This window comes from Sulfitobacter sp. S223, assembly GCF_025143825.1.
Classification (GTDB): Bacteria; Pseudomonadota; Alphaproteobacteria; order Rhodobacterales; family Rhodobacteraceae; genus Sulfitobacter.
Genome location: NZ_CP083560.1, coordinates 1,310,735 through 1,337,351 on the forward strand (window position 1 = coordinate 1,310,735; position 26,617 = coordinate 1,337,351).

Annotated in this window: 29 protein-coding genes, 2 tRNA genes and 1 pseudogene; 16 read left to right on the forward strand and 16 right to left on the reverse strand. The window is 57.1% G+C overall.

Annotation, left to right across the window (positions count from 1 at the left end; all coding sequences use genetic code 11):
* Positions 1–53: 53 nt before the first annotated feature.
* Positions 54–2,969, reverse strand: coding sequence for an ABC transporter transmembrane domain-containing protein (locus K3757_RS06310; RefSeq protein ID WP_311201750.1), 2,916 nt, complete (start codon positions 2,967–2,969; stop codon positions 54–56).
* A 564-nt stretch (positions 2,970–3,533) separates the two neighbouring features.
* Positions 3,534–3,617 (reverse strand) — tRNA-Tyr (locus K3757_RS06315).
* A 186-nt stretch (positions 3,618–3,803) separates the two neighbouring features.
* Between K3757_RS06315 and rlmB the strand changes: the two genes are divergently transcribed.
* From rlmB to K3757_RS06330, 3 genes are all read left to right on the forward strand, one after another.
* The gene (rlmB, locus tag K3757_RS06320; RefSeq protein ID WP_260000238.1) at positions 3,804–4,580 is read left to right on the forward strand and encodes a 23S rRNA (guanosine(2251)-2'-O)-methyltransferase RlmB; all 777 of its coding nucleotides are present in this window, start codon (positions 3,804–3,806) and stop codon (positions 4,578–4,580) included.
* Positions 4,581–4,645: 65 nt separating this feature from the next.
* Entirely contained in the window at positions 4,646–4,879 is a 234-nt protein-coding gene (locus K3757_RS06325; RefSeq protein WP_260000240.1) for a hypothetical protein, read from the forward strand.
* A 211-nt stretch (positions 4,880–5,090) separates the two neighbouring features.
* Positions 5,091–5,558, forward strand: a complete 468-nt coding sequence (locus tag K3757_RS06330) for a CoA-binding protein (RefSeq protein WP_260000242.1) — start codon at positions 5,091–5,093, stop codon at positions 5,556–5,558.
* A gap of 16 nt (positions 5,559–5,574) precedes the next feature.
* Here K3757_RS06330 and K3757_RS06335 read toward each other — a convergent pair whose 3' ends face one another.
* From K3757_RS06335 to hisA, 3 genes are read right to left on the reverse strand one after another with little or no spacing between them, the layout of a single operon-like run.
* Entirely contained in the window at positions 5,575–5,880 is a 306-nt protein-coding gene (locus tag K3757_RS06335) for a phosphoribosyl-ATP diphosphatase (RefSeq protein WP_260000244.1), read from the reverse strand.
* Positions 5,877–6,638, reverse strand: a complete 762-nt coding sequence (gene hisF / locus K3757_RS06340) for an imidazole glycerol phosphate synthase subunit HisF (protein WP_260000246.1) — start codon at positions 6,636–6,638, stop codon at positions 5,877–5,879. Before hisF ends, K3757_RS06335 begins: the two co-directional genes overlap by 4 nt.
* Positions 6,639–6,657: 19 nt before the next feature.
* Positions 6,658–7,377 (reverse strand): 1-(5-phosphoribosyl)-5-[(5-phosphoribosylamino)methylideneamino]imidazole-4-carboxamide isomerase, encoded by a 720-nt coding sequence (gene hisA, locus K3757_RS06345; protein WP_260000248.1) that lies wholly within the window; start codon positions 7,375–7,377, stop codon positions 6,658–6,660.
* A 136-nt stretch (positions 7,378–7,513) separates the two neighbouring features.
* Between hisA and K3757_RS06350 the strand changes: the two genes are divergently transcribed.
* A complete protein-coding gene (locus K3757_RS06350; RefSeq protein ID WP_260000250.1) occupies positions 7,514–7,897 on the forward strand; it encodes a DUF2147 domain-containing protein in 384 nt (127 codons plus the stop codon).
* Positions 7,898–7,981: 84 nt separating this feature from the next.
* Here K3757_RS06350 and hisH read toward each other — a convergent pair whose 3' ends face one another.
* Positions 7,982–8,620, reverse strand: a complete 639-nt coding sequence (gene hisH / locus K3757_RS06355) for an imidazole glycerol phosphate synthase subunit HisH (protein WP_260000251.1) — start codon at positions 8,618–8,620, stop codon at positions 7,982–7,984.
* Entirely contained in the window at positions 8,621–9,208 is a 588-nt protein-coding gene (hisB, locus tag K3757_RS06360; RefSeq protein ID WP_260000253.1) for an imidazoleglycerol-phosphate dehydratase HisB, read from the reverse strand.
* A gap of 128 nt (positions 9,209–9,336) precedes the next feature.
* Between hisB and K3757_RS06365 the strand changes: the two genes are divergently transcribed.
* Entirely contained in the window at positions 9,337–9,576 is a 240-nt protein-coding gene (locus tag K3757_RS06365; protein ID WP_260000255.1) for an Lrp/AsnC ligand binding domain-containing protein, read from the forward strand.
* On the forward strand, positions 9,576–9,908 hold the full coding sequence (locus K3757_RS06370; RefSeq protein ID WP_260000257.1) for a hypothetical protein: 333 nt from the start codon (positions 9,576–9,578) through the stop codon (positions 9,906–9,908). The genes K3757_RS06365 and K3757_RS06370 overlap by 1 nt, the downstream gene beginning before the upstream one ends.
* Here the strand turns inward: K3757_RS06370 and K3757_RS06375 are convergent.
* From K3757_RS06375 to K3757_RS06410, 8 genes and pseudogenes are all read right to left on the reverse strand, one after another.
* Positions 9,901–10,569 carry a hypothetical protein gene (locus tag K3757_RS06375; protein ID WP_260000259.1) on the reverse strand — a complete coding sequence of 223 codons (669 nt, stop codon included), beginning with the start codon at positions 10,567–10,569 and terminating at the stop codon, positions 9,901–9,903. The genes K3757_RS06370 and K3757_RS06375 overlap by 8 nt on opposite strands.
* Complete coding sequence (locus K3757_RS06380) at positions 10,566–11,879, reverse strand: TRAP transporter large permease (RefSeq protein ID WP_260000261.1); 1,314 nt, start codon at positions 11,877–11,879, stop codon at positions 10,566–10,568. Before K3757_RS06380 ends, K3757_RS06375 begins: the two co-directional genes overlap by 4 nt.
* Positions 11,876–12,589, reverse strand: coding sequence for a TRAP transporter small permease (locus K3757_RS06385; protein WP_260000263.1), 714 nt, complete (start codon positions 12,587–12,589; stop codon positions 11,876–11,878). The genes K3757_RS06380 and K3757_RS06385 overlap by 4 nt, the downstream gene beginning before the upstream one ends.
* Positions 12,590–12,649: 60 nt before the next feature.
* Positions 12,650–13,639 carry a TRAP transporter substrate-binding protein gene (locus tag K3757_RS06390; RefSeq protein WP_260000265.1) on the reverse strand — a complete coding sequence of 330 codons (990 nt, stop codon included), beginning with the start codon at positions 13,637–13,639 and terminating at the stop codon, positions 12,650–12,652.
* A 25-nt stretch (positions 13,640–13,664) separates the two neighbouring features.
* Positions 13,665–14,906, reverse strand: coding sequence for an FAD-binding oxidoreductase (locus tag K3757_RS06395; protein WP_260000267.1), 1,242 nt, complete (start codon positions 14,904–14,906; stop codon positions 13,665–13,667).
* A gap of 74 nt (positions 14,907–14,980) precedes the next feature.
* The gene (locus K3757_RS06400) at positions 14,981–15,883 is read right to left on the reverse strand and encodes a NaeI family type II restriction endonuclease (RefSeq protein WP_260000269.1); all 903 of its coding nucleotides are present in this window, start codon (positions 15,881–15,883) and stop codon (positions 14,981–14,983) included.
* A gap of 9 nt (positions 15,884–15,892) precedes the next feature.
* Positions 15,893–16,852 (reverse strand): annotated as a pseudogene (locus tag K3757_RS06405) (DNA cytosine methyltransferase).
* 124 nt (positions 16,853–16,976) lie between these two features.
* Complete coding sequence (locus K3757_RS06410) at positions 16,977–18,002, reverse strand: LacI family DNA-binding transcriptional regulator (protein ID WP_260000271.1); 1,026 nt, start codon at positions 18,000–18,002, stop codon at positions 16,977–16,979.
* A gap of 152 nt (positions 18,003–18,154) precedes the next feature.
* Between K3757_RS06410 and K3757_RS06415 the strand changes: the two genes are divergently transcribed.
* From K3757_RS06415 to comE, 10 genes are all read left to right on the forward strand, one after another.
* On the forward strand, positions 18,155–18,340 hold the full coding sequence (locus tag K3757_RS06415) for a hypothetical protein (RefSeq protein WP_260000273.1): 186 nt from the start codon (positions 18,155–18,157) through the stop codon (positions 18,338–18,340).
* A 22-nt stretch (positions 18,341–18,362) separates the two neighbouring features.
* Complete coding sequence (locus K3757_RS06420; RefSeq protein WP_260000275.1) at positions 18,363–19,511, forward strand: TRAP transporter substrate-binding protein; 1,149 nt, start codon at positions 18,363–18,365, stop codon at positions 19,509–19,511.
* 112 nt (positions 19,512–19,623) lie between these two features.
* A complete protein-coding gene (locus tag K3757_RS06425) occupies positions 19,624–20,136 on the forward strand; it encodes a TRAP transporter small permease (RefSeq protein WP_260000278.1) in 513 nt (170 codons plus the stop codon).
* A gap of 10 nt (positions 20,137–20,146) precedes the next feature.
* On the forward strand, positions 20,147–21,475 hold the full coding sequence (locus K3757_RS06430) for a TRAP transporter large permease (protein ID WP_260000280.1): 1,329 nt from the start codon (positions 20,147–20,149) through the stop codon (positions 21,473–21,475).
* Between the two features lie 10 nt (positions 21,476–21,485).
* Positions 21,486–22,793, forward strand: coding sequence for a histidinol dehydrogenase (hisD, locus tag K3757_RS06435; RefSeq protein WP_260000282.1), 1,308 nt, complete (start codon positions 21,486–21,488; stop codon positions 22,791–22,793).
* Positions 22,786–23,541, forward strand: a complete 756-nt coding sequence (locus K3757_RS06440; protein ID WP_260000284.1) for an SDR family NAD(P)-dependent oxidoreductase — start codon at positions 22,786–22,788, stop codon at positions 23,539–23,541. Before hisD ends, K3757_RS06440 begins: the two co-directional genes overlap by 8 nt.
* Entirely contained in the window at positions 23,538–24,515 is a 978-nt protein-coding gene (locus K3757_RS06445; protein WP_260000286.1) for an alcohol dehydrogenase catalytic domain-containing protein, read from the forward strand. The genes K3757_RS06440 and K3757_RS06445 overlap by 4 nt, the downstream gene beginning before the upstream one ends.
* A gap of 18 nt (positions 24,516–24,533) precedes the next feature.
* The gene (locus K3757_RS06450) at positions 24,534–24,947 is read left to right on the forward strand and encodes a universal stress protein (RefSeq protein WP_260000288.1); all 414 of its coding nucleotides are present in this window, start codon (positions 24,534–24,536) and stop codon (positions 24,945–24,947) included.
* Positions 24,948–24,978: 31 nt separating this feature from the next.
* Positions 24,979–25,485, forward strand: coding sequence for a sulfopyruvate decarboxylase subunit alpha (comD, locus tag K3757_RS06455; protein WP_260000290.1), 507 nt, complete (start codon positions 24,979–24,981; stop codon positions 25,483–25,485).
* Positions 25,482–26,036 (forward strand): sulfopyruvate decarboxylase subunit beta, encoded by a 555-nt coding sequence (gene comE / locus K3757_RS06460; protein WP_260000293.1) that lies wholly within the window; start codon positions 25,482–25,484, stop codon positions 26,034–26,036. Before comD ends, comE begins: the two co-directional genes overlap by 4 nt.
* Positions 26,037–26,240: 204 nt before the next feature.
* Here comE and K3757_RS06465 read toward each other — a convergent pair.
* Positions 26,241–26,315 (reverse strand) — tRNA-Gly (locus tag K3757_RS06465).
* Positions 26,316–26,617: the final 302 nt, after the last annotated feature.

A 26,617-nucleotide genomic window follows, 5' to 3' on the forward strand; every position in this document is an offset into this window, starting at 1 on the left:
CTAATCATTAACACAATTAACCTTTGCGCGCACCAATTGGTTTCGGTGCGCGATCAGACGTAGCTGGCGATAACCTGCAGCAGCTTGTATGCTGTGGGGCCGTCGTTCTTGACCACGGCAAGGAAATCTTCCGCACTGATACGCAGGCAGGTCAGATCGGTTGACGCCCGCATGTCGAGCGCGCGCGGAACGCCCCGGATCAACCCCAGTTCCCCGACCAGATCGCCCGGTTCTGAAATGGTGATGACGCGGTGGTCGTTGTCTTGGTGGGGGTCCAGCAATTCTGCCGTTCCTTCCCAGAGCAGAAACGCCCCGATGGACGGATCATCGCCCTGTCGAAAGACATAGTCACCTTCGGCGGCATGATACCAACGCGCACCAAAGGCCAGAAGACGCAATTGTTTGCGCGCGAGACCCGAGAACAGTTCGGCGCTTTCGAGAATGCGCATCTTTCGTGCCAAATCTGCGCTGACGGTCTGATCACCACTTGCCAGAACATCGCTGACCACTCCGGACAATCGCCCGTGCTGCATCACGAACTGATGATCGAAACTTTCTGGCGCTGCAAAGTCAGGGGCCAGACAAATGATCGTGACATCGGGCAGAAGTTTGCGGATCTGGGTGTGAATCCCCTCACGAACGGTAACGTCAAAACTTGCCAGTGGTCGATCAAGGATCAGGATATCAGGCCGTTTGACTGCCGCACGGCCAAATGCCACCGCTTCTGACAGCGTTGCAGGCAGATTGCTGCCCCCCAATGTCACGGGCAGATCAAACAATTGGTGAAGTATGCCGCCCTCCAGCCCCGCTGCGCGCAGCCGCTCGCCAACAAGGGCACGCAGGGCGTCCGCATTCACGCCGTCCCTTATCTTGCCGAACAAGGCATTCTCCAACGCGGAGAGCCCTGCTATCGGCGCCTCGCGAGAAAGCGGCGCGAACAAGGTTTGCGTAGTTTCCTGCAGCGCCGGAGCATGAGCCTGACGTATCTGCATTACCCGCGTGACGATTTCGGCAGGGAATGCCGGGCCGATCTTTTCTGCCGGTATAACAAAGGGAACGGCAAGCAATTCGGCCTTTTGCCGGAGTGAAAGGCGGGCGCCCCGGTGGTGCGCGGGCAGAACGGAAAGCGCTGCTTCAAAGGCCGTGGTTTCCAGACCAAGCTTGCGGAACAGTGGATGATCTGTGCCGTCGACGCCAAAGATCTGGCGCAAGAGATTAACGATATCTGCGGCCAGTTGCAGCAAGTCGCGTTCAAGGTCCAGTTTGCTCAAGAACGACAAAAAAGACGGATGATCAATCAGTATCTGCGCTGTTATCGGCATCAGCGGCATAGCAAAGATCAGGTTTTCCGCCACGGGAAGGGTTGGATTATACGTGCTTTCGTCGAAAAAGCTGACCTGATCGGCAAGGCCCGCAGCGTCGACCGCCTTGGCGATATCCGTGCGCAGATCGACCAGCGCCCTGGCAAGTTCGGGGTGCCGTGTCGGGGCCAGCTTTTGTTCCATAGCGCGCGCGAAAAGAGGGGCTGTCAGTCCCATACTGGCAATCAGCTCAATCCACCAATCCTGCAATTCGGCCACGCTCATAACGTCTGCCGCGCCTGGATCAAGCCATGCCACGTCTACGGGATCGGTGCTGTTGCCGGTGCGCGCGCTTTCCGCCGGGATTGCCGGGTCAGGCGCACTAAGCTGCGGGCAGGTGCGCAATGCAATGTTGATGTTTTCTCCCAGCAACCCTTCAAACAAAACCGGCGAAGAATCGACATATCCGATGCGGCTGGCGACTGTCACCTGATGCAGCGCGCCAAGATCTTGGCCGGCGATGGTCACTGCGCCATGTGACGGCACCAGTTCGCGGGTCAGCAACTTTGTAAATGCGTGCCGGTCCTCTTCACTTGAAGCGGTGATCGCAATCGAGCTGGCCGCCGGGAAAGTCACATTCAAATCGTCCAGAATGGTCGTGCCTGCCGCATCCTCAACGCTTACGCCATGCAGCTCTATGTCTCCGGTCAGGCGCGGGTTCTGATCCGGCGTGCCGTCAAACAGGGCTGCGTCAACCATCCCCTGCGGCGCAAAACGCTCGGTGATGGTCTCCCAGCGCAAGGCCATATCTTGGGTCTGGTTGTAGTAGGTGAGCAGCTCTTTCCACGGACTGGAAAGGTCCTTGTAGGCTGCCAGTGCGGCGACCAGAGCGCCTACCGAGATCTCTCCTTTGATGGTCAGGTAGCCACCAATCGCGTAGAAAAAGAACGGCGTTAGCTGTCCGATGAAGTTGTTGATGAACTTCATCAGGAACTTCTTTTGGTAAATCTGGAACCGGACTTGATATAGCTTTCCGAGGCGGGCGGATATTATCGCCAGACGGTAGCGCCAGCCGCGGTTCATCCTCAGCGTTGCCGCACCTGCCGCACTTTCTCCAATTTCGGCAGCCAGTGCGCGCACTTCGATGACGCGTGCCTTGTTCAGCAGATTGATCTGGCGTTGCATCTTTGGAATGATCCAGGCTTGTAATGGGATCAAGGCACAAGCGGCGAAACCGAAGGCGACGCTCTGCATAAAGAGGAAGCCCAGAATTGTCAGCATCTGCCCCGCCTGCAGGACCGGCTGCGCGATCGCATCACCCATCAACCCGCCCATGGGTTCGGCCTCGGAGGTGACCATGCTGACCAACTCCCCTTGACTGGTGCGTTCAAAATAGGGTGCCGGGAACCGCAAAATTCTTGCAATCAGCGTATAGCGCAACCGCCGCAGCAGGCGCTCTGCCAGAACGCCTTTCATTGTATTGATGCGCATTTTCATCGCACCGTGGATCAGGACGGACAGCACAAACAGACCGCACAGTATCATCAGAAACGTGATCTGCCCGACCTCGGTGCCAAACAGGGTGACTGTGCCACCCTCCGCGCCGATGGCATCATTGACTATCCGTTTGGGCAATTCGAGGGTCAGATACAGCAGCGGAAAAAGCACCAGCGTCACCGCAAGCAGTTTCAGCTGATCGCGCTTGGAATACTTCCAGATAAATCCGAATAGCGTGCGTTCGATGACGTGTCCGTTCGAGAAAATGCGGCGGTTGTGTCTCGCTCATCTTATGGGGGACTGTTGCGATAATCCAGTTTCGCGCGATTGCTCTCTATAAAAACGGCGACGATCTCCTATTCGCGTTCGGCAAACGCGGCTCTCTTAGGGCTTGTTTTTCCACTTCCGGCACTGTTGCGTTAGTTGTGTGATGTGGCCCGTTTCGGGATTTTGAGGGTCAACGTCTGCGACAGAGTTGAGCGCGGGCCCAGAAAACTTGTGATCATTCAACGTGCTGAAGCGGGTGCGAGTCTTGCTTATGTCTAAGCTGTGACAGGTTAAGGTGCAGAACTGGTGTTGTATTCTCGTGCAAAAGCAAATCGGGAACAGCTATCTGTTCAGGAGCTCCAAGAAGAGAAGAAGAACAGAACGATGGTTGGGATCAGACGTTGAGGGACAGTCAAGATCAACTGGATGCTCTCACAGCGACAAATCTGTTAGATAACCAATTCTAAGTGGTGGGCGACCCTGGAATCGAACCAGGCGTGCGTCTCCGCGAGGGAGTTACAGTCCCCTGCCACACCTTGCGGCCTGTCGCCCACTGGCGCGGTGATTACCTGTGGGTCTGGGGGGCGTCAACCTTTATTCGGCAGATTCTTCAGGATTTCGCAGAGGTTCTGGTATGCGGTGTGGCCGCGCGATTTTGCGGCGCTGTCGGGCAAGGCTTGGCGCGCGCGGCGCAAAGGGGTAGACCGACCTAAACGCGCGCAATCTTAGGGGGCGGCAATGAAGAAACCCAAATGGGTCGTAGAAAAAGAGCAAGGCAAAAAGCAGGAGGCGCGTGAGACGCTTTGGCTTTTTGGTCTGCATGCGGTGCGTGATGCGCTGGTGAATCCCAAACGCGAAAAGCTGACGCTGATGGTTACGCCAAACGCGCTGGCCAAGCTGGAAGAGGCCGTGGCCGTAAGCGGGATAACACCGGAGGTTGTCGATCCGCGTAAATTCCGCCCGCCGATTGATGCGGGGTCCGTGCATCAGGGGGCTGTTCTTGAGGTCAAGCCGCTGGATTGGGGCCGGATGGCTGATGTCTGCATCGGAGATGCTGCACCACGTGTTATCCTGCTTGATCGCGTGACCGACCCGCATAACGTGGGGGCGATTCTACGCTCTGCCGAGGTTCTGGGCGCATCCGCTGTGATCGGGACGCGGCACCACTCCGCCCCTGAAACCGGTGCTTTGGCTAAAACCGCGTCTGGCGCGCTTGAGCGGCAACCCTACCTACGCATCCGCAATCTGGCGGACGGGATACGCGAGCTTCAGAATATGGGTTATCTGGTGTTGGGTTTGGATGGTGAGGCCGAAGTTACCATCGAGACTGCGGTTGAAGGTAAACGAGACCGCCCCGTGGCGTTGGTTTTGGGTGCCGAGGGGCCGGGCCTGCGCGAAAAGACCCGTGAAACGGTGGATGCTCTGGTGCGAATTGACGCAGGTGGCGACTTTGGCTCGCTCAACGTCTCAAATGCTGCTGCAATCGGATTATATGCTACGCGTGAGCATAAATAGGGACCAGCGCCATCGCCCATCCAACAAAAATAGCGACCTGCTGCCATTGCGGTACGCGGGCGCTGTTGCGCCTTGATGCAGGTCACCACACCCTGACGTGTGGTGCCTGTGGTGCACCGCTTCAACAACTCAAGTTGCTTCCGGTTGCTGCGGCACCCGTCCGGCCTGCAATCAGCCACCAGCCACGCGTGCGCAAACTGCCAAAAGCGAAGCCCACAAAACCGGTGAAGCGCCGAAAGAGCCTGTTTCGCAAGCTGGCAGAAGAAGCCTTTGATTTGGTTGAGGATATCTTTGACTAAGTCGAAGGCCATCGGCGGTTTTCTGCACAAAAAAGAAGTGTGCACCCTTTATGCGTGCGCCCCCCTTTTTTCGGCAGAAGTAGCGCTTACCTATGTAACAGCGGATCGGCTTGGAACGCCCGACTCGTGTTTTTGTCCCTGTTCCGACTTTCAACCTCCCGGTACTATCCGGGAGGTTTTTTTATGCGCGCAAGGTAAGTAGGATCAAAACATGAGCTATTCTGATGCATTCTTGAAAGACATTCTGACACGTACAAAGCGGGTAGCGATCGTGGGGGTCTCTGATAACCCTGTTCGGGCCAGCTATTTCGTGGCGCGTTATCTGTCGCTTAAGGGATACAAAATTGTACCTGTAAATCCGATGATAGCAGGCAAGACCTTGTTTGGTGCCCCCGTCCTATCTTCACTGGCCGAAATTGAAGGCCCTGTCGATATGGTGGATATTTTCCGCCGCTCTGATGCCGTGCCCGAGATTGTCGATGAGGCGCTTGAGCATGTGGAGGGGCTGCGCACGATCTGGATGCAGATCGGAGTAGAGCACGCAGAGGCGACTGCGAAGGCTGAAGCGCGCGGCGTTGATGTGATCCAGAACCGTTGCCCCAAGATCGAGTATCAGCGCCTTTTCGGAGAACTGCGCATGGGTGGGTTTGCCACCGGTGTGATTTCAAGCAAGCTTTAGAGAAACGGGTAGGGGGTCAGCGCGCCGCTTTTTCCGCAATGCCAGATTGCGACTGGCGGCGAGAGAGTTCGGCCATTACGTCTTCTAGCGGAATGTCGCGCGCAGCAAGCATAACCAGCAGGTGATAGAGAACATCGGCCGCTTCACTGGTCAAAGCTGTCTTGTCGTCCTTGACCGCTTCTATGATCGCTTCAATGGCCTCTTCGCCGAATTTCTCGGCGCATTTCTCTGGCCCCTTGGCAAGTAGTTGCGCTGTCCAGCTAGAGGTTGGATCAGAAGTCTTGCGCGCAAGAATGGTCACGTAAAGATCATCAAGGGTCATGTCAGCCTCATCGGGATACCTGCATCTGCCATGTGCTGTTTGGCTTGCTGGATGGTGTATTCGCCAAAGTGGAAGATCGAAGCGGCCAGAACCGCAGAGGCGCCACCCTTCAAAACGCCGTCCACAAGGTGATCAAGGTTGCCCACACCGCCAGAGGCAATAACGGGCATCGTCACAGCATCGGAAATGGCGCGCGTCAGCGGCAGGTTAAACCCCTGTTTCGTACCATCACGATCCATAGAGGTCAGCAGGATTTCACCTGCGCCTTTTTCCATCATCGTTATCGCGAATTCGACCGCATCTATGCCGGTGGATTTGCGCCCACCATGGGTGAAGATTTCCCATTTTCCGGGGGAGACAGTCTTGGCATCAATCGCGGCAACGATGCACTGGCTTCCGAATTGGTCGGCAGCTTCGGCGACCACGTCAGGGTTGGCCACGGCGGCGGAGTTAAAGCTGACCTTATCGGCGCCCGCAAGAAGCAAGGCGCGGACATCGGCTGCTGTGCGCACACCGCCCCCCACTGTCAGTGGAATGTAGCAATGCTCGGCCGTGCGGCGCACCATGTCGAACATGGTGCCGCGGTTTTCATGGGTGGCGTGGATATCCAGAAAGCACAGTTCGTCCGCGCCGGCGGCATCATAGGCGATGGCGGCATCCACAGGATCACCCGCATCGCGCAGACCAACAAAGTTGACGCCTTTGACCACGCGGCCATCAGCGACATCGAGACAGGGAATGATGCGGGTTTTAAGCATGGGCAGAGCCTACTGTGAGTTAGTTGCGCAAAGCGGTCAAGGCAGCTGCCAGATCGATTGCTCCGTCATACAGAGCGCGACCAGAGATGGCACCACTGATGACATTCGTTGCTTTGAGAGCTTGAAGATCGGCCAAAGATGACACGCCGCCAGAGGCGATCACGGGGATATCAACAGCGCGCGCAAGCGCCGCCGTGGCATCAATGTTAGGGCCACCCATCGCGCCGTCGCGCATGATGTCTGTGTAGATAATTGCCGCAACACCGGCGTCTTCAAATGATTTGGCAAGGTCTGTGACCATCACATCCGTCTCTTCGGCCCAGCCTTTTGTGGCCACGCGGCCATTGCGGGCGTCGATGCCAACGGCAACTTTTCCGGGGAAGGCGCGGGCGGCTTCGCGGACCAGATCGGGGTTTTCAACAGCCACAGTGCCAAGGATGACGCGGGCCAGGCCTTTGTCGAGCCATGCCTCGATTGTCGCCATATCGCGGATACCACCGCCCAGCTGTGCGGGCACTTTGCATTGCTTCAGGATCGCTTCGACAGGGGCTGCGTTTACCGGAGTGCCGGCGAATGCGCCATTGAGATCAACAAGATGCAGCCACGTACAGCCTGCATCCACAAAGGCCTGCGCCTGTGCGGCCGGGTCGTCGTTGAACACAGTGGAGCGGTCCATATCACCATGGACAAGACGAACGGCCTGACCGTCTTTGAGATCAATCGCTGGGTAGAGGATCATGGGCTATGGCACCTTTCATCTGTTCTGATCGGGGTTTTGCATGGAACGGCCTGCTATGCAACGCGACCTCACGTCAGCCTTGCCGAATAGTGGCTGTCTGCGCAACACTCCGCAGCAGTTCTAGGGAGGAGCTTTTATGAGGATGATGGTAGCAGCTGCTGTAGCAGCGTTTGGTTTTGCAGGGGCGGCCTTTGCCGATCCCGCAGTCGGTACTTGGAAAACGCAAGTGGACGATGGTGCCTATGCACATGTGAAAGTCAGCAAATGCGGCGCGGCCCTTTGCGGCACAATCGCCCGGACATTCAACGACACAGGCGAATACAAGTCCAAGAACATTGGCAAAAGGTTGGTCTGGGACATGCAGCCTTCCGGTGGCGGGGCGTATAAGAACGGCCAGATATGGCAGCCTTCTACAGGCAAGACGTTCAAGTCCAAGATGGCATTGTCCGGCAACACGCTGAAGGTATCAGGATGCGTTGGCCCTATCTGCAAAAAACAGACTTGGAGCCGCGTCAAGTAATCAACCACCAAGCGTATGCTGAATTAAAAAGGCGCGGGAGCATGATGCTCCTGCGCCTATGTTTTGTGCTGTTTGCCGAAGCGGTTACGGTGTCCATTTCAGAAAGTTGGTGATCATTCGGAGGCCGGTCGTCTGGCTTTTCTCCGGATGGAACTGCATTCCGATCATGTTATCGCGACCAATTACAGCGGTGACTTCGCTGGCATAATCTACATGTGCCAGACGCTCGGCAGGGTTCTTTACCACCATGTGGTAGCTGTGCACAAAATAGGTGTGGTCACCGGTTTTGATCCCGTCGAAAACAGGGTGCGGGGCGTCAAGAACCAGATCATTCCAGCCCATATGCGGGACTTTCAGCTTGGGGTCGGACGGCGTGATACGCGTGACCTCACCTGCGATCCAGTCAAGACCACGGGTGTCTTCATACTCTCGGCCCCACGTGGCCATCAGCTGCATCCCGACACAAATACCAAGAAAGGGACGGCCTTTCTGCTCGACCGCCTCAATCATGGCGGCGTAGATGCCGCTTTTGCCTTTGAGGGCGCCCATACAAGAGGGGAACGCACCATCACCGGGCAGAACGATCCGGTCAGCGCCAGCAATGACATCGGCATCGGCAGTGACGACAACCTCGCCCGCATCCGCTTCGCGCGCCATCCGTTCGAACGCCTTGTGCGCCGAATGCAGATTACCGCTTTCGTAATCAATAATCGCGGTTAGCATTCAAAGCATGCCTTTTGTCGAGGGAATTGCGTCAGCTTTGCGCGGATCGCTTTCCAGCGCATCTCGCAATGCGCGGGCCACAGCCTTGAACGCGGCTTCAGCGATGTGGTGGCTGTTGAAACCGTGCAATTGATCCACGTGAAGGGTGATGCCGCCGTGGGTCGAAAATGCCTGAAAAAATTCGCGCACAAGCTCGGTATCGAATGCACCGATTTTTGCCGTCGGCAGATCAACGTTCCAGATCAAGAATGGCCGCGCGGATAGATCAAGTGCCGCGCGCACCAATGCGTCATCCATCGGCAGCAGGCAGGAGCCGTAGCGCACGATGCCGCGCTTGTCGCCGACAGCCTTGGTCAGCGCCTGACCCAGCGCAATGCCGACGTCTTCGACGGTGTGGTGATCGTCAATGTGCAGATCGCCAGAACAGCGCACTGTCATGTCAATCAGCGCATGGCGCGACAGCTGGTCCAGCATATGGTCAAAAAACCCCACGCCGGTCTGGTTGTCGTAAATGCCTGTGCCGTCGAGGTTAATCTCGACACTGATATCGGTTTCGGCGGTGGTGCGGGTAATCTTGGCCGTGCGCATGAGGGGCCTCCGTTGGCTGGTCTGCGTCCTTATACCACCGCCGCGCCGCGCGCCAAGTCCCGATCAGGGATTGCGGCGCTTGCTGCTTCGTGCCAGCCTATCACCAACACCGATTTCAGGAGCCGCCCGTGAGTACATGCGTTTTCATCCAGATCCGTTGTCGGCCCGGCAGCACCTACCGCGTTGCCGAGGCGATTGCCCTGCGCGAGATTCATTCGGAATTATATTCCACTTCGGGCGACTATGATCTGTTGATGAAGCTTTATGTCCCCGCAGGCGAGGATGTGGGCGTCTATATCAATGACAACCTATTGGACATTGACGGGATCGAGCGGTCGCTGACTACCATGACCTTCAAGGTATTTTGATGCGCTCGCTCGCATTTGCTTTGCTGATGGTCGCATTGCCTGCGGATGCAGCCCAGCGTGTCTATGAAGGGGATGAGGCCGCCGCGATCCGCTGCGCCAATATGATGGCGATGACGGGGGTGACGCTATTTCGGGCAGGTTTGATGGGGGAGCCGGAAAAGGATATACTGATTGGCATATCGGTGCTTATCCTTGAACGGCACGTAAGCGGGAACTGGACCGAGAAAAAGCGCGCCATGGAAGTGATGCGCGACCGCCGTGATCTGGAAACCACACTGGAAGATTACCAGCGTCACGCGCCACTATGCCTAGAGCGGTTTCCGATCAATTAAATCGCGGATCGACGGCGCCGGGGCAGGCAGCCTCAACCATAGTCAAAATATCTGTTACCGGCAGGCCGGTGGCCGCTTTGATTGCGGCACGGTAGGGCGGCAGATTGGTACATTCCAAAAGGATATGCTGGTGCTCTTGGGTTTGTTGTTGCGTCATGAGGTCGGTGACCTCTTTGCGTGCTGCTGCTTCATCAAGCGTATCTAAATTCTGGCTGATAACCTGTCGCAGGTGGTGCGTCGGCAGCAGTCCAAGGATGCTGTGTACATAGATCGGGTACCGTCCAAAGTGTGCGGCGTTCAGGCGGTTGGCATCAAAAGTCAGGATTTGCAGCGCCTCTGGCGGAATGACGGCTGCAAGCTGCTCTAGCGCCACGAGCGAAGAGCTGATGAAGGGTCTGTCACAAAGCTTTGCCAGATGATCCTGCCAATATGAGAGAAACCCACAAGAGGTCACTATGATATCGCCCTCGGCATGGTACATGGCTTCGGCGAAAGGCGTGATGTCGATGTTTTGCGGCGTGTCGGTAACGATGCTGCCGACGGATGCTCCGGATATCTTGATGATCTGCGGCGGTCGCGCATAGCTGTCAGGGCATCCCACATCTCCCGCAATGCGAGGGAAGCTGGTGTCGAGCTGCAGGACTGTCACACGCGGCGTCATCTTATCTGATTTGCGCTGATCTTATCAGGCAGCCATGTGGCTATTTCGGGGAAGACAACAAGGATGACGACCATCAACAGCATCAAGCCGACCATGGGCAGGGCGACTTTCGAGATGTAGGAGATCTCGTGTTTGGTCATGCCTTGCAGCACGAACAGGTTAAAGCCGATAGGCGGTGTCACTTGCGCCATTTCCACGACAACCACGATGAAAATGCCGAACCAGATCACGTCAATGCCTGCCTGCCGGATCATCGGCTCTACGATCGCCATGGTCAGCACCACCGAGGAAATCCCGTCAAGGAACATGCCGAGGATGATGTAAAATACCGTCAAAGCAGCGATTAGCACGATGGGAGACAACTGCAATTCGTCGATCCATGCCGCCAGTGCGCGCGGCAGACCGGTAAAGCCCATGGACAGAGACAAAAACGCTGCACCCATCAGGATCAATGCAATCATCGCAGACGTGCGCGTGGCCCCCATCAAACTTTCGAGGAAGGTGTTGAAGCTGAGCGAACCTTGAAAAAGCGCAAGCGTCAATGAGCCAAGCACACCCACGGCTGCAGCCTCTGTCGCCGTGGCCCAGCCGAAATACATCGACCCGATAACAGCAAAGACCAACAGCAGAACGGGGATGAGAAAACGGCTCTCGGCGAGCATTGTGCCGACGGACATATGTGGTTCTGGTGGCGGGCGTTCGCCGGGGCGAAAGAAATGCCAGACCACGATATAGCTCATAAACAGTCCGGCAAGGACCAGACCGGGCACAATGCCGGCCATGAACAGCTTGATAATGCTCTCGTTGATCGAAACGCCATAGACGATAAGCGTGAGTGATGGCGGGATCATGAGGCCCAAGGTGGCGGCCCCCGCGAGTGTACCGATGATCATGTATTCAGGGTAGCCGCGTTTGCGCAGCTCGGGGATGCTCATCTTGCCAACTGTGGTTAACGTCGCAGCAGAAGATCCTGAAACAGCGGCAAAAATCGTGCAGCCTGCGATGTTTGTGTGCAGCAAACCACCGGGGAGCCAGCGCATCCACGGGGCCAGCCCGCGAAACATATCCTGAGACAGACGCGTGCGGTACAGGATCTCTCCCATCCATATGAACAGCGGCAGCGCGGTCAATGTCCAGCTGCTGCTTGACGTCCAGATGGTGGTGATCATCGCGTCACCGGCAGGGCGGGTAGTGAACAGCTCAAGCCCGACCCACGCCACGCCCATCAGGGCAAGACCGATCCAGATCGAAGAGGCCAACAACCCAAACAGGACGCATAGAAAGACAACGGTTGCATAGGCTTCGATCATTCTACGACCTCCGATACGATGGGGTTCCGGCCCGTGATGATGGTGCGGTAAAGCGTATCCCAAAGCGCGATTGCCAGCAGGATTGCGCCGGCCGACATGGCCAGTTGCGGTATCCAGACAGGGGTGAATACCAGTTCAGAAGAGGCGCCGGATATGGCGTCCCCCCAGTCGCTCAGCGGCGTCGCAGGAAGTGACAGCCACGTGATCACCCACTCAGGGATTTGGTCCTGTCCTTGTGTGCGGTCATTAAGCATTTCGGAGAAGATGTTCGTCTTGACCGCGAAGCGTGCGAAATAGGTGGCAATGATCGCCGCTGCGGTTACCGCAAAGATGTCGAGCCAACGAGAGGTGAAGCGGTTCCAGTTGAGCACGATTGACACACGAATATGCGCGCCGCGTGTCAGCGCATGGCACAGGGCGAAAAAGGATGTGGCGGCCATTGCGTAGCCCGCGAATTCGGTTGTGCCCGGTAGTGCCACGCCGGTCCAGCGTGCGACCATCTGCGCCACGATCAGGCAGAGAATGGTCACCATGAAAAACGCAGCAATTGCGCCACTGGCAAAATAAACGCCATCCAGAAACCGCCATACTGGCCGCAAACGCCTTTCTAAAGGCGCTTTGGCGAAAAAGCACAGCACACCAAAAAGGCAAGGGATCACGAAAAGCCATACCCACAAGGGTAGACCCAGCACCGGCGACCAGTCGCGCATGTCTGAATTCCTTAAAGTTTGGACGCGCCCGCCGTTTGGGGGCAGGCGCGCTAGAAGGGCTTAGTTTGCTGCTTTGTAAGCGTCGATGATGGCTTGGCCATTGTCGCCTGCTGTTTCCAGCCATTCGGCCGTCATCTTCGCACCGATCACTTCAAGCTCTGCCAGAAACTCTGGTGAAGCATCGGTGACGGTCATGCCGTTCTTTTCAAGCTCTGCAAAATAGAAATCCGACAGCTCTTCGGATTTGGCAGCGCAAGAAGCAGCAGTTTCGTCTGCGGCTTTCATGATACCTGCCTGAACGTCCGCATCCAGACCGTCCCACGCCTGTTTGTTGGCAACAACGTAGTTGCGCGGCAACCATGCGTTGACTTTGTAATAATGGGTCAGATGCTCCCATACTTTCTGGTCGTAACCGGTTGATCCGGAAGAGATGAATGAGGAAGCAACACCAGTGGCCAGCGCTTGCGCCAATTCCGCAGCTTCGATCTGGACGGGGATCATGCCCAGTTCTTCGGCAAACGTTGCCGTAGCAGAGTTATAGGACCGGAATTTTACGCCCTGGGTATCGGCAGATGAGTTCACTTCTTTTGCGAAATAGAAACCCTGACCTGGCCATGGGCAGGTATAAAGCGCGACCATGTTCAGGTCGGATAGCTGTGCATTAACCGTGTCTTTTGCCACAGCCCAGAGTTTGGCGTTGTCCGCATAGGACGTCGCGAGGAAGGGCAGGTTGTCCCAGCCCAGCAGCGGGGCCTCATTCGCGTGCGCGGACATGAAACGCTCTCCGATGTTGACCTGACCGGTCTGAACCGCGCGTTTGATATCACCGCCACCGAAGAGGGAACCACCCGGATGTACGGTAATGTCGATCGCGCCATCGGTGTATTCGCGCACCTTGTCAGCAAAAACCACACCTTGTTCGGAATGATAATTTGTGGCGGCATAGGCCATCGGCATATCCCATTTTTGTGCGTGTCCACCGGCCATGGCACCGCCTGAAACCAGCGCTGCTGCAGCGGCTGTCAGGCTCAATTTTGTAAATGTATTCATTGTAATCTCCCAGTGAATGACGGCTCTAGCGGCCGATGTATTTGGCGGGGTCGAAGGCACGCATATCCATGTTGGGAGCGCTACCGGAAATCAACTCCGCGATCACACGACCCGTTTTTGGACCGCCTGTCAATCCAACGTGCTGGTGGCCGAAGGCGCTATAACTGCGGCCTTGGGGGTCGTTTGCGCCGATCAGTGGCAGGCTGTCAGCAGGGGCAGGACGGTGACCCATCCACTCCACTACGTCGTCGTAGGTTACATCGGGCAGCAGTTTTTTTACCTGCCTGCGCAGCATGTCCAATGGTGCGCGCGAAGGGCCAGCCTTGAGGCCGCCGAATTCGACCACCCCTGCTGCGCGTATGCGTCCGTCCATCGGGGTAATAACAAATTTTCCGGACGCGACCATCATCGGCGCACGCGGCATGGAAGAGGGATTGGTAAGCTCTATGTGATAGCCACGCTCGCTTTCGAAGGGGACTTTGACCCCTAGTTTATGGGCAATCTCGCGCGACCAAGGGCCCATGGCGAAGACGATCTTGTCCGCACGCATCGGGCCATCGGCCGTAATGAGCGCTGTGACGCCGCCCTGAGACATTTCGATATCCTGAATGTCTGTAATCTCAAGCGTGCCGCCTTGTGCCACAAAGTGATCTGCCAGCGCTTTAACATAGGCACCTGGATCGCTGATCCTGCCATGGTTTTTGCAGCGGACCACGGTCTGGAAGGCAGAGCCGAAGATAGGGTCAAAGGCGGCATAGTCCTCACCACTCACTACCTCGTAGCGCACGCCCTGTGCGTCCCGTTTGCCCCAGCCATACCTATCAGCGTCAAAGTCGGCGTGAGAGGCATAGCCAAAGCAATAATCTTCGGTTGTGATGAATTTTGCAGCAGGTGTGTCTGCGGCAAGGGCCTGATGTTGCTCTACTGTGTCGTGCAGTAGGGCTGACATGGCTGTGCCGTAGTGGTCCACATGCGCATCGGTTGCGTAGGACATGTAGTTGCGCAGAAACGGCAGCAGTCGGGGCAAGTAGGACCAGCGCAAAAACAACGGTGCATTGCGGTTCATCAGCATGGCGGGCGCTTTTGCCAACAGGCCGGGGGTGGTCACAGGGATCACTGCACCTGCGGCCAAAACCCCTGCGTTGCCATGACTGGTACCACTTGCGGGCCCCGCGCGGTCAACCACGGTGACCTGATGGCCTGCACGTTGCAGCCATATGGCTGTCGAGATACCCACAATCCCGGCGCCTGCGACCAATATCTGCATTCTGTTCCCTGTCCTTGCATTGAGTGTTCAATGGTAGCCTGCACAGCGACGCAAGAATTGTCACGTCCGGAAATCTAAAGCAGCAAACCTCCGAGGGTGATGCCATGGGCAGCGGCCAGATCGATTTCGGATTGCGTTGTTGGCAGATAGGAAACGAATTCGCTGTGACTACACCGCGGCAGACCCAGCGCTGCAATCAGATCAGCGTCATAGTGACCAGACAAAAGCAGTAGCCCTTCGTGGGCCAGATGGTCACGTGTGCCCTTGCCGCCGTCCGCGCGGATGCGCCGCATGAAATCATGCTGCTGGGCCACGGCCTCCACCACGTCGCGGGAGATAGGGCGGCCCTGAACCTCGCGGAAAAGAGCGGCCATCCGGTGATTGCCTGCACGTCCGCGAAAGATGCGGGATACAGCCTCGGGCGGCACTGTGCGCCAGAAGTTCGGCGGGTAGGGGTGGTCGCGCAGAAGCCACAGGATATGCGTAAACCCTTCTGCGCTGATCGACCGTTTTGCGTCCTTGTTCTGTCCAGCAGTCAGATACTCAGGGCGCGCCACGACCAGCCCCAAATAGCACAAAGCGCGCGCCTCATCAGCGGCGACAAGGATGCAGGGCGCATCAATTGCTTCTGTCGGGATCATCCAGTTCGCGCCCATGGTGTTCTTGATGTCAACGTCATGGCCTTGAATGACGCAATCCAGACGGCCCTTTTCCAAGTCAAGCAGCGCGCGCAATTCGATCTCGACGCGGGTGCCGATATAGGTCTTTTCCGTTTTCTCAAGCTCTTCATAGGCGCGGCGGCCTGTTTTCGGCGTCATGATCACGTCATCAACATACGCGCGCAACATCGCGGCAAAGCTGCTGGCCAACGATTGCTCGCCGACAGTCCGCGCGGTTATCTCTGAGGCAAGCGCGCTGAGCAGGGCATGATCGGGGTGTCCTTGAGAGACGCTGCTATAATGAACATGCTGTTTCATGGTCGAGCGTCAACCGGTCACGCTGTGCAACACACGTTTGCGCAGCGCAGGGGCGATCTGGGCAAAAACCGCCTGCGCGATCGGTGGCGGAAATGCGCTACCGACCTGACGGTAGGCATTCGTTTTGGCGCCGGTAAAGTGCCAGTCATCGGGGAAACCCTGTATCCGCGCCACCATTGGCACAGTTAGGCGCGGCATACCGTTGTGAAACGGATCGGGGGCCTCCGGCGCAACGGTGCGTCCTTCGACACCCAGCGTGGCCCATGCCGCGCGCGCGCGGGTGGGGCCAAGGTCTGGCCCGCCATGCTTTTTGGAGCCGCCGACGACGGTTGGCGCAATCTCGTCTGCTTTGTCGGCCCAATCATCTGCGCCGCGCCAGCCGCGTTCGGCCATCATGTCGCGCAATGTCTCGCCTACAGTGGGTGGATTATGAGGGTTGGGATCAGGCCAGTCAAAATGATCTGCCCGGTTCTTCTGTACAGCCACGATCACCACACGCGGTCGCAACTGCGGCACGCCGAAATCTGAGGCGTTTAGAAGGCGCCAGTCCGTGCGGTATCCAAGTTTGTCGAGCTGTGTTTACGAGCGTTCGCGGTAGTCTTGAAAGACAACACCAAGAAAGCCACGCACGTTTTCGATCATCACAGCACGCGGTTGGGCATCCGCGATAATGTCGATGGCGTCGTTGAACAGGTTACGTTCATCCTGCTCGCCCAGTTGTTTGCCCGCGACGGAGAATGGCGGACAGGGAAGGCCACCTGCAAACAGATCGATGCCGCGGTAATCGGCACTGCGCTCTTTGAACACGCGCATGTCTTCTTGAAGTACATTCCACGCGGGGCGGTTGTGGCGCAGGGTGGCGCAGCAATGTTTGTCAATTTCAACAAGGGCAGTATGGGCAAAGCCAGCCTTTTCCAGCCCCAGCGCCTGACCGCCGGCACCAGCACATACTTCGATAGATGTCAGCATTTGCCTGCTCCCGTTTCGCGCATTAGGCCTGTTGGAGGGCGCAAGTTCAACAGCGCTTTTGCTGTCGCCCCGTCAGTTCTGTTTTTGTTCTTAAGTGTCGGCGCAAGCAAAGGCAATGGAGCCATCAGGCTGTTTTTGCGGGTCCGAGTGATTCACGGATCTCCACGGATATGCCCAGCTCGACCGGTGGTCCGGCCGGACCACCTTCGACGAGGCCAATAAGGGTTGCCGCTGCTTTTGTTCCCATCTCCCGGTGCGGGACATGAACGGTTGTTAGCGTCGGCGTCACAAACCGTGCAAGTTCTATATCGTCAAATCCGGTGACCGAGATATCTTCGGGCACAGCCAGCCCCATCGCCTTGGCTGCACGCAACGCGCCTGCGGCGAGCACATCGTTGCCGCACATGACAACTGTTGGCGGCTGCTGGCCCTGCATAAGCTTGTTCATCGCATCAGCGCCCGTCTCAATGCCATAGGGCGTTTCCACCACATAAAGATGGTCTGACGGTATTCCCAAAGCCTTTGCAGCGTCCTTGATCCCTTCAAGCCGCTCTGACGCGCGATCGTTACCTTTGACAATAGCCGAGATCACGCCGATCCTTTTGTGGCCGCGCGCAATGACCTCTTCGGCAAGCAGGCGCATGGCGGCGCGATTGTCGAATCCTATGGCGGGCTGGCTGATATGAGGGGCATAGGCCCATGCGATCAGCGCAGGCACTGCCTGTCGCTCAAGGTATCGGTAAAGCGCGGGATCGCGGTCATGTCCGATCAACAGAAGCCCGTCCGCGCCACGTGCCACCAACGCGCGGATCTGCTTCTCTTCGGCCTCGGGCCGGTAGGCCGTGCTAGAGACCAGAAGGGTATAGCCTCGGGTATCCAGCGCTTCCTGAAATGCTTGTAAGCCGCGGGCAAAAATTGAGTTTTCCATCGTCGGAACGATTGCACCAATGGTAAAGGTCCGCTTGGCCGCCATAACCCGCGCGCCGAAATTGGGTGTATACCCCAGCGAATCCACCGCTTTCATCACCCGCTTGCGCGTTGATTGCACCACCCGCTCGGGCGAATTGAGGCACCGTGAAACGGTTGCAGTCGAAACGCCTGCCTTTTTGGCAACATCGTCCAGGGTTGGAATGGATCGGGTAGCGCGCATCAGGATCTCTTATTTTTCGGTCCAATAGGCGTCAGGATACTGGAAAACGATTTAGAATCCGAGCGCTATAAATTAAAAATGTAAGCGCTTGCATTTGAAGCCGATGGTCGCTTAGGCTTGGAGGGTGAACATAGCCACTTGGGAGGGTCCTCATGTTCCTTGCAGCGTCCGTCATCGTCTTTGCCGTGTATTTCGGGAATGTCGCGCTGGGCGCTTTTGCGGGAGCCGCGTTTCTAGGCGATGTAGGGGAGATGTTGGTGTTGTTCGGGGCGACGGTTTTGTTCGTAGTCGCCATTCTGCAAAAAGAAGCTGACCGCACGGATAAAAACGGCAGCTGACCGTCAACCGGGAGGAGACACCATGACAAACGACCGAGAGGAACTGGCATCAGCCGAGCGCCGCAATTTCCTGAAACTGACAGCGACTGGCGGGTTCACCGCTGCTATGGTTGCAGGCGGGGCAGGGGTTTTGTGGTCGTCGCAAGCCGCAGCACAAACAGCCAACGAAGAGCGTGACCGCGAGAAGGCGGCGGAACACGTAATGACAATCGGCACAGCTTATGTCCTTGGGGCTTCGCGCAGCTATCCCATCATGCAACTGGACCTTAAAGAAAACATCCAGAACGCAACCAACGGCAAAGTCTACGTCAAGCTGGCGCCCGGCGGGCAGTTGGGGTCAGGCGGTAATCTGGTCCAGAAAGTGCAAGGCGGTACCATTCAGGCGGCGCAACATTCGCTGTCCAACTTCGCACCTTTTGCTTCAACGGTTGATCTGATCAACATGCCCTATCTCTGTGGCTCGAACCAGCGCTTTACCAACCTTGTGAATTCCGATTTCTGGAACAGCGAAGTGCATCCGAAGGTCGAAGCAGCCGGTTTCAAATCGCTGTTTTATGTTAACATCGACCCGCGTGTGGTTGCTGTGCGTAAGGGCGGTGCGGGGGCGGTATTGTCGCCATCCGATCTGTCTGGCGTCAAGTTCCGCGTGCCCGGGTCAAAAATGCTGCAACAGTATTACCGGATGGTCGGTGCAAATCCGACACCTGTTGCTTGGGGAGAGACACCCTCCGCGATCAAACAGGGCGTGGCGGACGCGCTCGATCCTTCCGTTGGCGCGCTTTATGTCTTCGGGTTCAAGGATATCCTGTCGCACGTCACGTTCACGCAAGCTGTACCAGATAGCCAAGTCTATTCGTGCAACCTTGAATGGTTCAATTCCATGCCTGCGGATGTGCAGGAAGGGATCATGTGGGGCTCTGAGATGACGGCCCACCAAAACCTTTCGAAAGTCCCCTCGGCCCGTGCCTATGCAATGGCCGAACTGGCCAAGGCAGGGGTGGAGTTCCACAGTCTGTCTGATGACCAGTTGGCTGAATGGAAGGCCGCTGGTGGTTACCAGTTGGCAGAGTGGGATAGCTTCAAGACAGAGCTTGCAGGGTCGATGGATAACTTTGCCAAGATGGAAGAGGCAGCTGGCACGCAGGGCAAATACTACGTCCACGACGCCTGAGCCTGCGGGCGGGCGTGACAGCGCGCCCGTCCGTTCCTTTTGCTGATCCGGCGTGGTTGGCGGATGCCTTTGCACCTTTGCCGCGTCTTCATGCCCTTTGATCGGATGCCGTATGGATATTTTGCGCAGAATTGATCGAGATGCCGAACGCTGGTTGCTGCTGACATTCTACGTCATGCTGGTGGCGACAATGGCCGTAGAGGTGATCCGCCGCGAACTGTTCTCTTATTCCTCCATCTGGGGAGAGGAGATTGTCCGCTATTCCTTTATCTATCTGGCTTGGATCGGCGCTGCGGCAGCGGTGAAAGAACGCGCGCACATCCGCATTGATGTGATCATGCATTACCTGCCACCACGGGCCAAGGCGCTGCTGTATATCTTCGGTGATCTGGTGATGCTCGCGGTCGCCATCATCGCGCTTTATTGGTCATTCGAGACGGTGCATGTCTCGGCCAAATTCGGATCGGTCACGGATGGTTTGCGAGTCTCGAAGGTCTGGTTCCTGATGGCGGTGCCAGTCGGATTCACCTTGATCATCTGGCGACTCTTGCAATCTTTTATGCGTGATCTGCGCAGCCTGAGGGATGGCACGCCTGTCTTTCAGGGCGACACCTTGTTTGATTGAGGGGTAGATCATGCTTTGGAACCAGGTCGCGCAAACGGTTGAGTTGGGGTGGGATTTCTACCTGCCGGTGTTGCTCTTTGTGGCGCTTATCGCTTTGGCTGTGCCTGTCTGGGCTGCCATCGGCGCTGCAGCAATCACTATGCTGTGGATGTCGGGCGACCTGCCACTTAGCCTTGTGGGAGAAAGCCTGTTCGCGGGCATCGACGCTTTCGCGCTGACGGCGGTGCCGTTGTTTATCCTGACCGGTGATGTGTTGGTACGTACCGGGCTTTCGCGCAAGTTTCTGGACGTGGCCGAAGCGCTGACCAATTTCGCTAAGGGCGGTTTCGGCTCTGCCACCGTGCTGGTCTGTGGCATGTTCGCGGCCATCTCCGGCTCGGACGCGGCGGGCGCGGCGGCGGTGGGCCGCATGACCATCGCCCGACTAGTCGAGAGCGGCTACCCGCGCCCTTATGCCTGCGCGTTGGTGGCGGCAGGGGCCTGTACCGGCATCCTGATCCCGCCATCTATCGCTTATATCATCATCGGTCTGGTATTGGGCATCTCTGCCTCGACGCTATTTCTAGCAGCGCTTATCCCCGGCCTTGCCATCCTGATCTCCATTCTGGTGACAAATCTGATCGTCAACCGCATCCACGGCTATGAGGGCGGCGGCAACATCTCTGCCTCGGAGTGGGCTGCCAATCTGGGGCGTGCGCTTAAATCCGGCTGGTATGCGTTTATTGTGCCAGGTATCATCTTTTACGGCATCTTCTCAGGCCGTCTGACACCAACAGAGGCAGGCGCCACTGCTGTTGTCGTCACCATCATCATGGGCTTCATCCTTGGCACGCTCAAGCTTGCAGATTTTCCCGCAATGCTGGTCAGCTCGGCCAAGGTGAACGGGGTGATCCTGCCGATCATCGCCTTCTCGGCGCCCCTTGCCGAAGCGCTGGCGATCATGGGGGTGCCGCAGGGGTTTGTGACCTCTGTGACGCAGCTTACGAACGAGCCTTGGCTGCTGATCCTGCTGATGATCGGTATTCTCATCGCGGCTGGCTGCGTGATGGAGACCACGCCGAACATCGTGATCCTTGCCCCGATCCTCAAGCCGCTTGCTGATAATATAGGCATGAACGAAATTCAGTTCTGCATTATGATGATCACAGCGTTGGGGGTGGGTTTCATTACGCCGCCGCTGGGGCTTAACCTGTTCGTCGTCTCCGGCATAACGGGCGAGTCGATCCTCAAGATCGCAGCGCGCGCTATTCCCTTCGTATTGTGCATGTTTGTTGTGGTTTTGCTGATCGCCTACGTGCCAGCGCTTTCAACAACCTTGCTGCCCGAGATCTATAAGTAGGACCAATCCCATGACACGTGAATACCTTAAGAAAGCGACGCTCACTGCAGAATCCGGTGCATCCAAGACCCATGAGATTGTGACCAAGATCCTTGGTGATATCGAAGCGGGCGGTGATGCAACCGCCTTGGAATACGCCAAGAAATTTGATGGCTATGACGGCAATGTGCTGTTGAATGCGGACGATATCGCGGCCGCGTGTGCGCTGGTGCCTGAAAAGCTGAAAGCCGATATCAGGTTTTCGCACGATAACGTAAAGCGGTTTGCAGAGGCGCAAAAGGCGACCGTTTCGGATGTGCAGCTTGAGGTCGTGCCGGGGCTGATTGCCGGTCAGAAGGCGATTCCGGTGGATGCGGCCGGTTGCTATGTGCCGGGTGGGCGCTATAGCCATATCGCCTCTGCGATCATGACTGTCACCACAGCCAAAGTTGCAGGTTGCCGTCATATCACCGCATGCTCACCACCACGCCCCGATCAAGGCATCAATCCGGCCATTGTCTACGCAGCCCATATCTGTGGCGCGGACAAGATCATGGCGATGGGTGGCGTGCAGGGCGTGGCTGCAATGACGTTTGGTCTGTTCGGCCTGCCAGAGGCCAACATACTTGTCGGGCCGGGCAACCAGTTTGTGGCAGAGGCAAAGCGCATCCTGTTTGGCCGTGTCGGGATCGACATGATTGCGGGCCCGACTGATAGTCTTGTTCTTGCTGACAAAGGCGCGGACCCGCATATCGTTGCGACGGATTTGGTATCTCAGGCCGAGCATGGCTATAATTCGCCGGTCTGGCTGGTGACAGATGACCGGGCGTTGGCTGAAACGGTTATGGGGATGGTGCCTGATTTGATTGCCGATTTACCTGAATTGAACCGCGAGAACGCCTTTGCTGCTTGGCGCGACTATGCGGAGGTAATCCTTTGCGCTGATCGCGAAGAGATGGCCGCATGCTCGGATGACTATGCGCCAGAACACCTGACCGTGCAGGCTGAGGATCTTGATTGGTGGCTGGATCGCTTGACCTGCTATGGCTCGCTGTTCCTCGGAGAGGAAACCACGGTTTCTTTCGGTGATAAGGCATCAGGCACAAACCATGTTCTGCCGACTTCGGGTGCGGCGGGGTATACAGGCGGCTTGTCGGTGCATAAGTACATGAAGATCGTCACATGGCAGCGGTCGACGCGGGAAGGCTCGAAAAAAGTCGCGCAAGCCACGGCACGTATCAGCCGTTTGGAAGGGATGGAGGGCCATGCCCGCGCAGCTGATGTACGGCTTGCCAAATACTTTCCCGATGAGACGTTTGATCTGACCGCAGATGGCTGACCCGGCCGCGCTCTTTGACCTAAGCGGGCGGGTGGCCTGTGTGACGGGTGCCAGTTCCGGCCTTGGGCGGCGTGCTGCGGTGGCGCTGGCTGCGGCGGGTGCACAGGTGGTGGGGGTTGCACGGCGCGATGATGCATTGGCCGCACTTGAAGCTGAAACCGGCGGCGCAAGCGTGGTCGCGGATGTCGCCGACCGCGCAAGGATAGCAGATCTTGCGGCGGCAATCTCAGCCCCATTTGGTGCGCCCGACATCTTGGTTCACGCGGCCGGCGTGAACACGCGTCAGGCAGCAGATGACGTCACGCCTGACGGATGGGATGTTACTCTGGCCCTTAATCTGTCCGCCCCGTTCTTTCTGTCACAAGCACTTGTGCCTGACATGCGCGAAAAAGGCTGGGGCCGGATTGTGAATTTCGCCTCGCTCCAGACCACACGCGCCTTTCCGGGCGGCATTGCATATGGGGCAAGCAAGGCAGGCATCGCCCAACTGACCCGCGCAATGGCCGAAGCATGGTCGCGGCACGGGATCACCGCCAATGCCATCGGGCCGGGTTTTTTTCCGACCGAACTGACCGAGGCTGTCTTTCGTGATCCGGAGCGTGCCGCGCGTAATGCGGCGCAGACCTGCATGGGGCGTAATGGCCGTCTTGAAGATCTGGATGGGCCGCTTCTTTTCCTGTGCTCAGACGCATCATCCTACGTGACAGGGCAGGTGCTGATGGTGGACGGAGGGTTTACCGCAAAATGAAAGCGTTGGTGTATGAAGGGGTTGAAGTGCTTGGCTACCGCGATGTGCCTGACGCCGTAGCGGAGCAGGGAGAGCACCTGATCCGCGTTGAGGCCGTTGGTATTTGTGGCTCTGACATGCATGCCTATCTGGGTCATGATGCGCGCCGTCCTGCGCCGCTGATCCTTGGACATGAGGCGGCTGGCGTGGTTGTCGGCGGGGAGATGGATGGTCGGCGCGTTACGGTCAACCCATTGGTAACCTGTGGTATGTGTCCAGCCTGTGCCTCGGCACGTGAAAATCTTTGCCCCGACCGGCAGATCATCTCGATGCCGCCACGTGAAGGGGCCTTTGCCCAGTATATTGCGATGCCCAATAGAAATCTGGTGACCGTACCGGATGATATACCCCTTGCGCGTGCCGCTCTGGCCGAGCCGTTGGCGGTAAGTTGGCACGCGGTCCGGCTGGCGTTGGCCGCACGTCATCCCACCGACGAAAGGCGCGCGCTGGTGATCGGGGGCGGGGCCATTGGGCTGGCCGCCGCCCTTGCTTTGCGTGCCATGGGTGTGAGCAATGTCACGATAGTCGAGCCAAACGCAGCACGCCGCGACTTTCTTGCGGCGCTGGGCGAGCGGACAGTGAGCAAAGCAGAAGGGCAATATCCAGTGTTGATTGACGCTGTTGGCTATGCTGCGACGCGCGCAGCCGCGTCCGCACTGGCATCACCCGGTGGTGTCATCGCCCATGTAGGGCTGGGAGAAGACGCAGGTGGGCTGGATGTGCGGCGTATGACATTGCAAGAGATCACTTTTATCGGCACCTACACGTACACAGCCCAAGATTTTCGCGACACGGCAGCGGCGATATTTGACGGCAGTCTGGGTGCGCTTGACTGGTGTCTACATATGCCTCTTTCGGAGGGGGCAGCCGCATTTGCGGCACTGAGACAAGGAGAAGTCGCAGAGCCCAAGATCATTCTGGATCCGTGGACCTGAGACAAAGGAGCAAAACAAATGTATCATAAGATTCTGGTTCCCATGGCGCTGAACCACGGCCTGTCCGCTGACACGCTGGCCATTGCAGAAGCGCTTCGTGCGGCGGGGGGCACAATCATTGCTTTACACGTATATGAATTGCCACAAGGGTCTGTCAGCGCCTATCTGGACGCCGATGTGGTCAAGGCGGGGTATGAGGATGCGCGCGCGCAATTAACGGCAAAAACGAAAGACATCCCCCATGTCACGCCTGAACTGATCAAGGGTCACACATCGCGTGCGATCATCGATTTTGCCAATGAGCATGAGATCGATCTCATCGTCATCGGCTCTCATAACCCGGGGCTCGGACGCTTCTTGCTCGGCTCGACCGCCGCGCGGGTCGTGCGCCATGCCAATTGTGCGGTGCATGTGTGCCGCCAACCCGATTAATCCCATTAAACTCTGGAAAGGCTCACACAAGATGAACATCGACAAGAAGATCACGGATGATCTTGTCGCCAATGGCATCTCATTTGTCACCACCGTCCCCTGCAAGCAGCTGGCCGGTGTGATCGAAGAGATCGACGCGCGCGACGAAATCTTTCACATACCCTCCAATAAGGAAGACGAAGGTATGGGCCTGTGCGCCGGTGCTTTCATGGGGGGCAAACGCCCTGCGATCATCATGCAGAATACCGCCATAGGCGTGACGATCAATACGCTGGCAACGCTGATCCAATACTACCGCATGCCTCTGCCGATGCTGATCAGCTACCGGGGTGAACTGCGCGAACCTGTGGCCTGTCAGGTCGAGATGGCCGTGCACACAAAGGCACTGCTGGCAGAAATGAAAATTCCAACCTACCACTTTCACCACCAAAAGGACGTGGAAGAGCTGGATGCAATTCTGAAATACACCTTCATGTGCAACAAGCCGGTCGCGATCCTGACCGATGCAAACTTTTGGGGAGGCTACGGAGATCAATGATACGCTCTGAAATCCTGCGCGATATCGCGCCTATCATCCGCGACCACCTTGTCGTCTGCAATATCGGTTTACCGAGCCAAGAACTGCATATGATCGATGACCAACCAACCAACTTTTACATGTTGGGGACCATGGGGCTGTCTTCGTCCATTGGTCTGGGCCTTGCCTTGTCACAACCTAAAACGGTCATTTCGATCGATGGTGACGGTTCTGTTCTGACAAACCTTGGTACGCTGCCGACGATCGCAAACAATGTGGCGGATAATTACATCCTGCTCATCATCGACAACGGCTCTTACGGATCGACCGGTGACCAGCCGACCTATGCGGGCAAAAAAACAAAGCTTGAAAAGGTGGCAGAGGCGTGCGGCTGCGAGAATGTCGTTGTGTGTAACGATGTAGACACCGGCAAGGTACTGCAAGATGCCATCGACAGCAAAAAGATGACCGTGATCGTGTGCAAATGCGACAGCGGCAACATCAAATTGCCGGTCATTACGATGGACCCTGTGGTGATCCGCGACCGCTTTATGAAAGCTGTCGCTTCCTGATCGAAACCTGTCAGGTCAGGTCCCTAAGCAATGAGCCGTCGCGCATTCCTTCTCAATTGGATGGGCGGCGGTTCATCAAGTTTAGATCACGGAGATTCGGAATTTGTTCTTCTTTTACCGATGCTTGTGATGGGGGGGCTGAAACGACGAAAGGCCGCCCGAAGGTGACCTTACCGTTTTCTGATCGGGGTGGATCAGACTAACTGGAGCGGGCGAGGCGATTCGAACGCCCGACCCTAACCTTGGCAAGGTTATGCTCTACCCCTGAGCTACGCCCGCATCCGTTAGTGGGGGTGATTTAGCCCTACGCGCCGGATGCCGCAAGAGGTAATTTCACCTCTTTTGCAAAAACTTTGCTTCGGGATCAAAAGTCGCTGATCAGGACAGCGATTGACCACCTCAATCTTGAAGCATTTAACCCTTGGGGCGGCATGACAGTGTTCGTCGGGAGGCTGGAGCGGGGTGTCACGGGACGTGACCCAGTCACGACCGGACCAAACACTCTGATTCAACGTCAGCAATCTGAAACCCAGCCCCACAAAGAATCGCGACGCCGGAATTTCCAGCGTCGCAAAACCGCT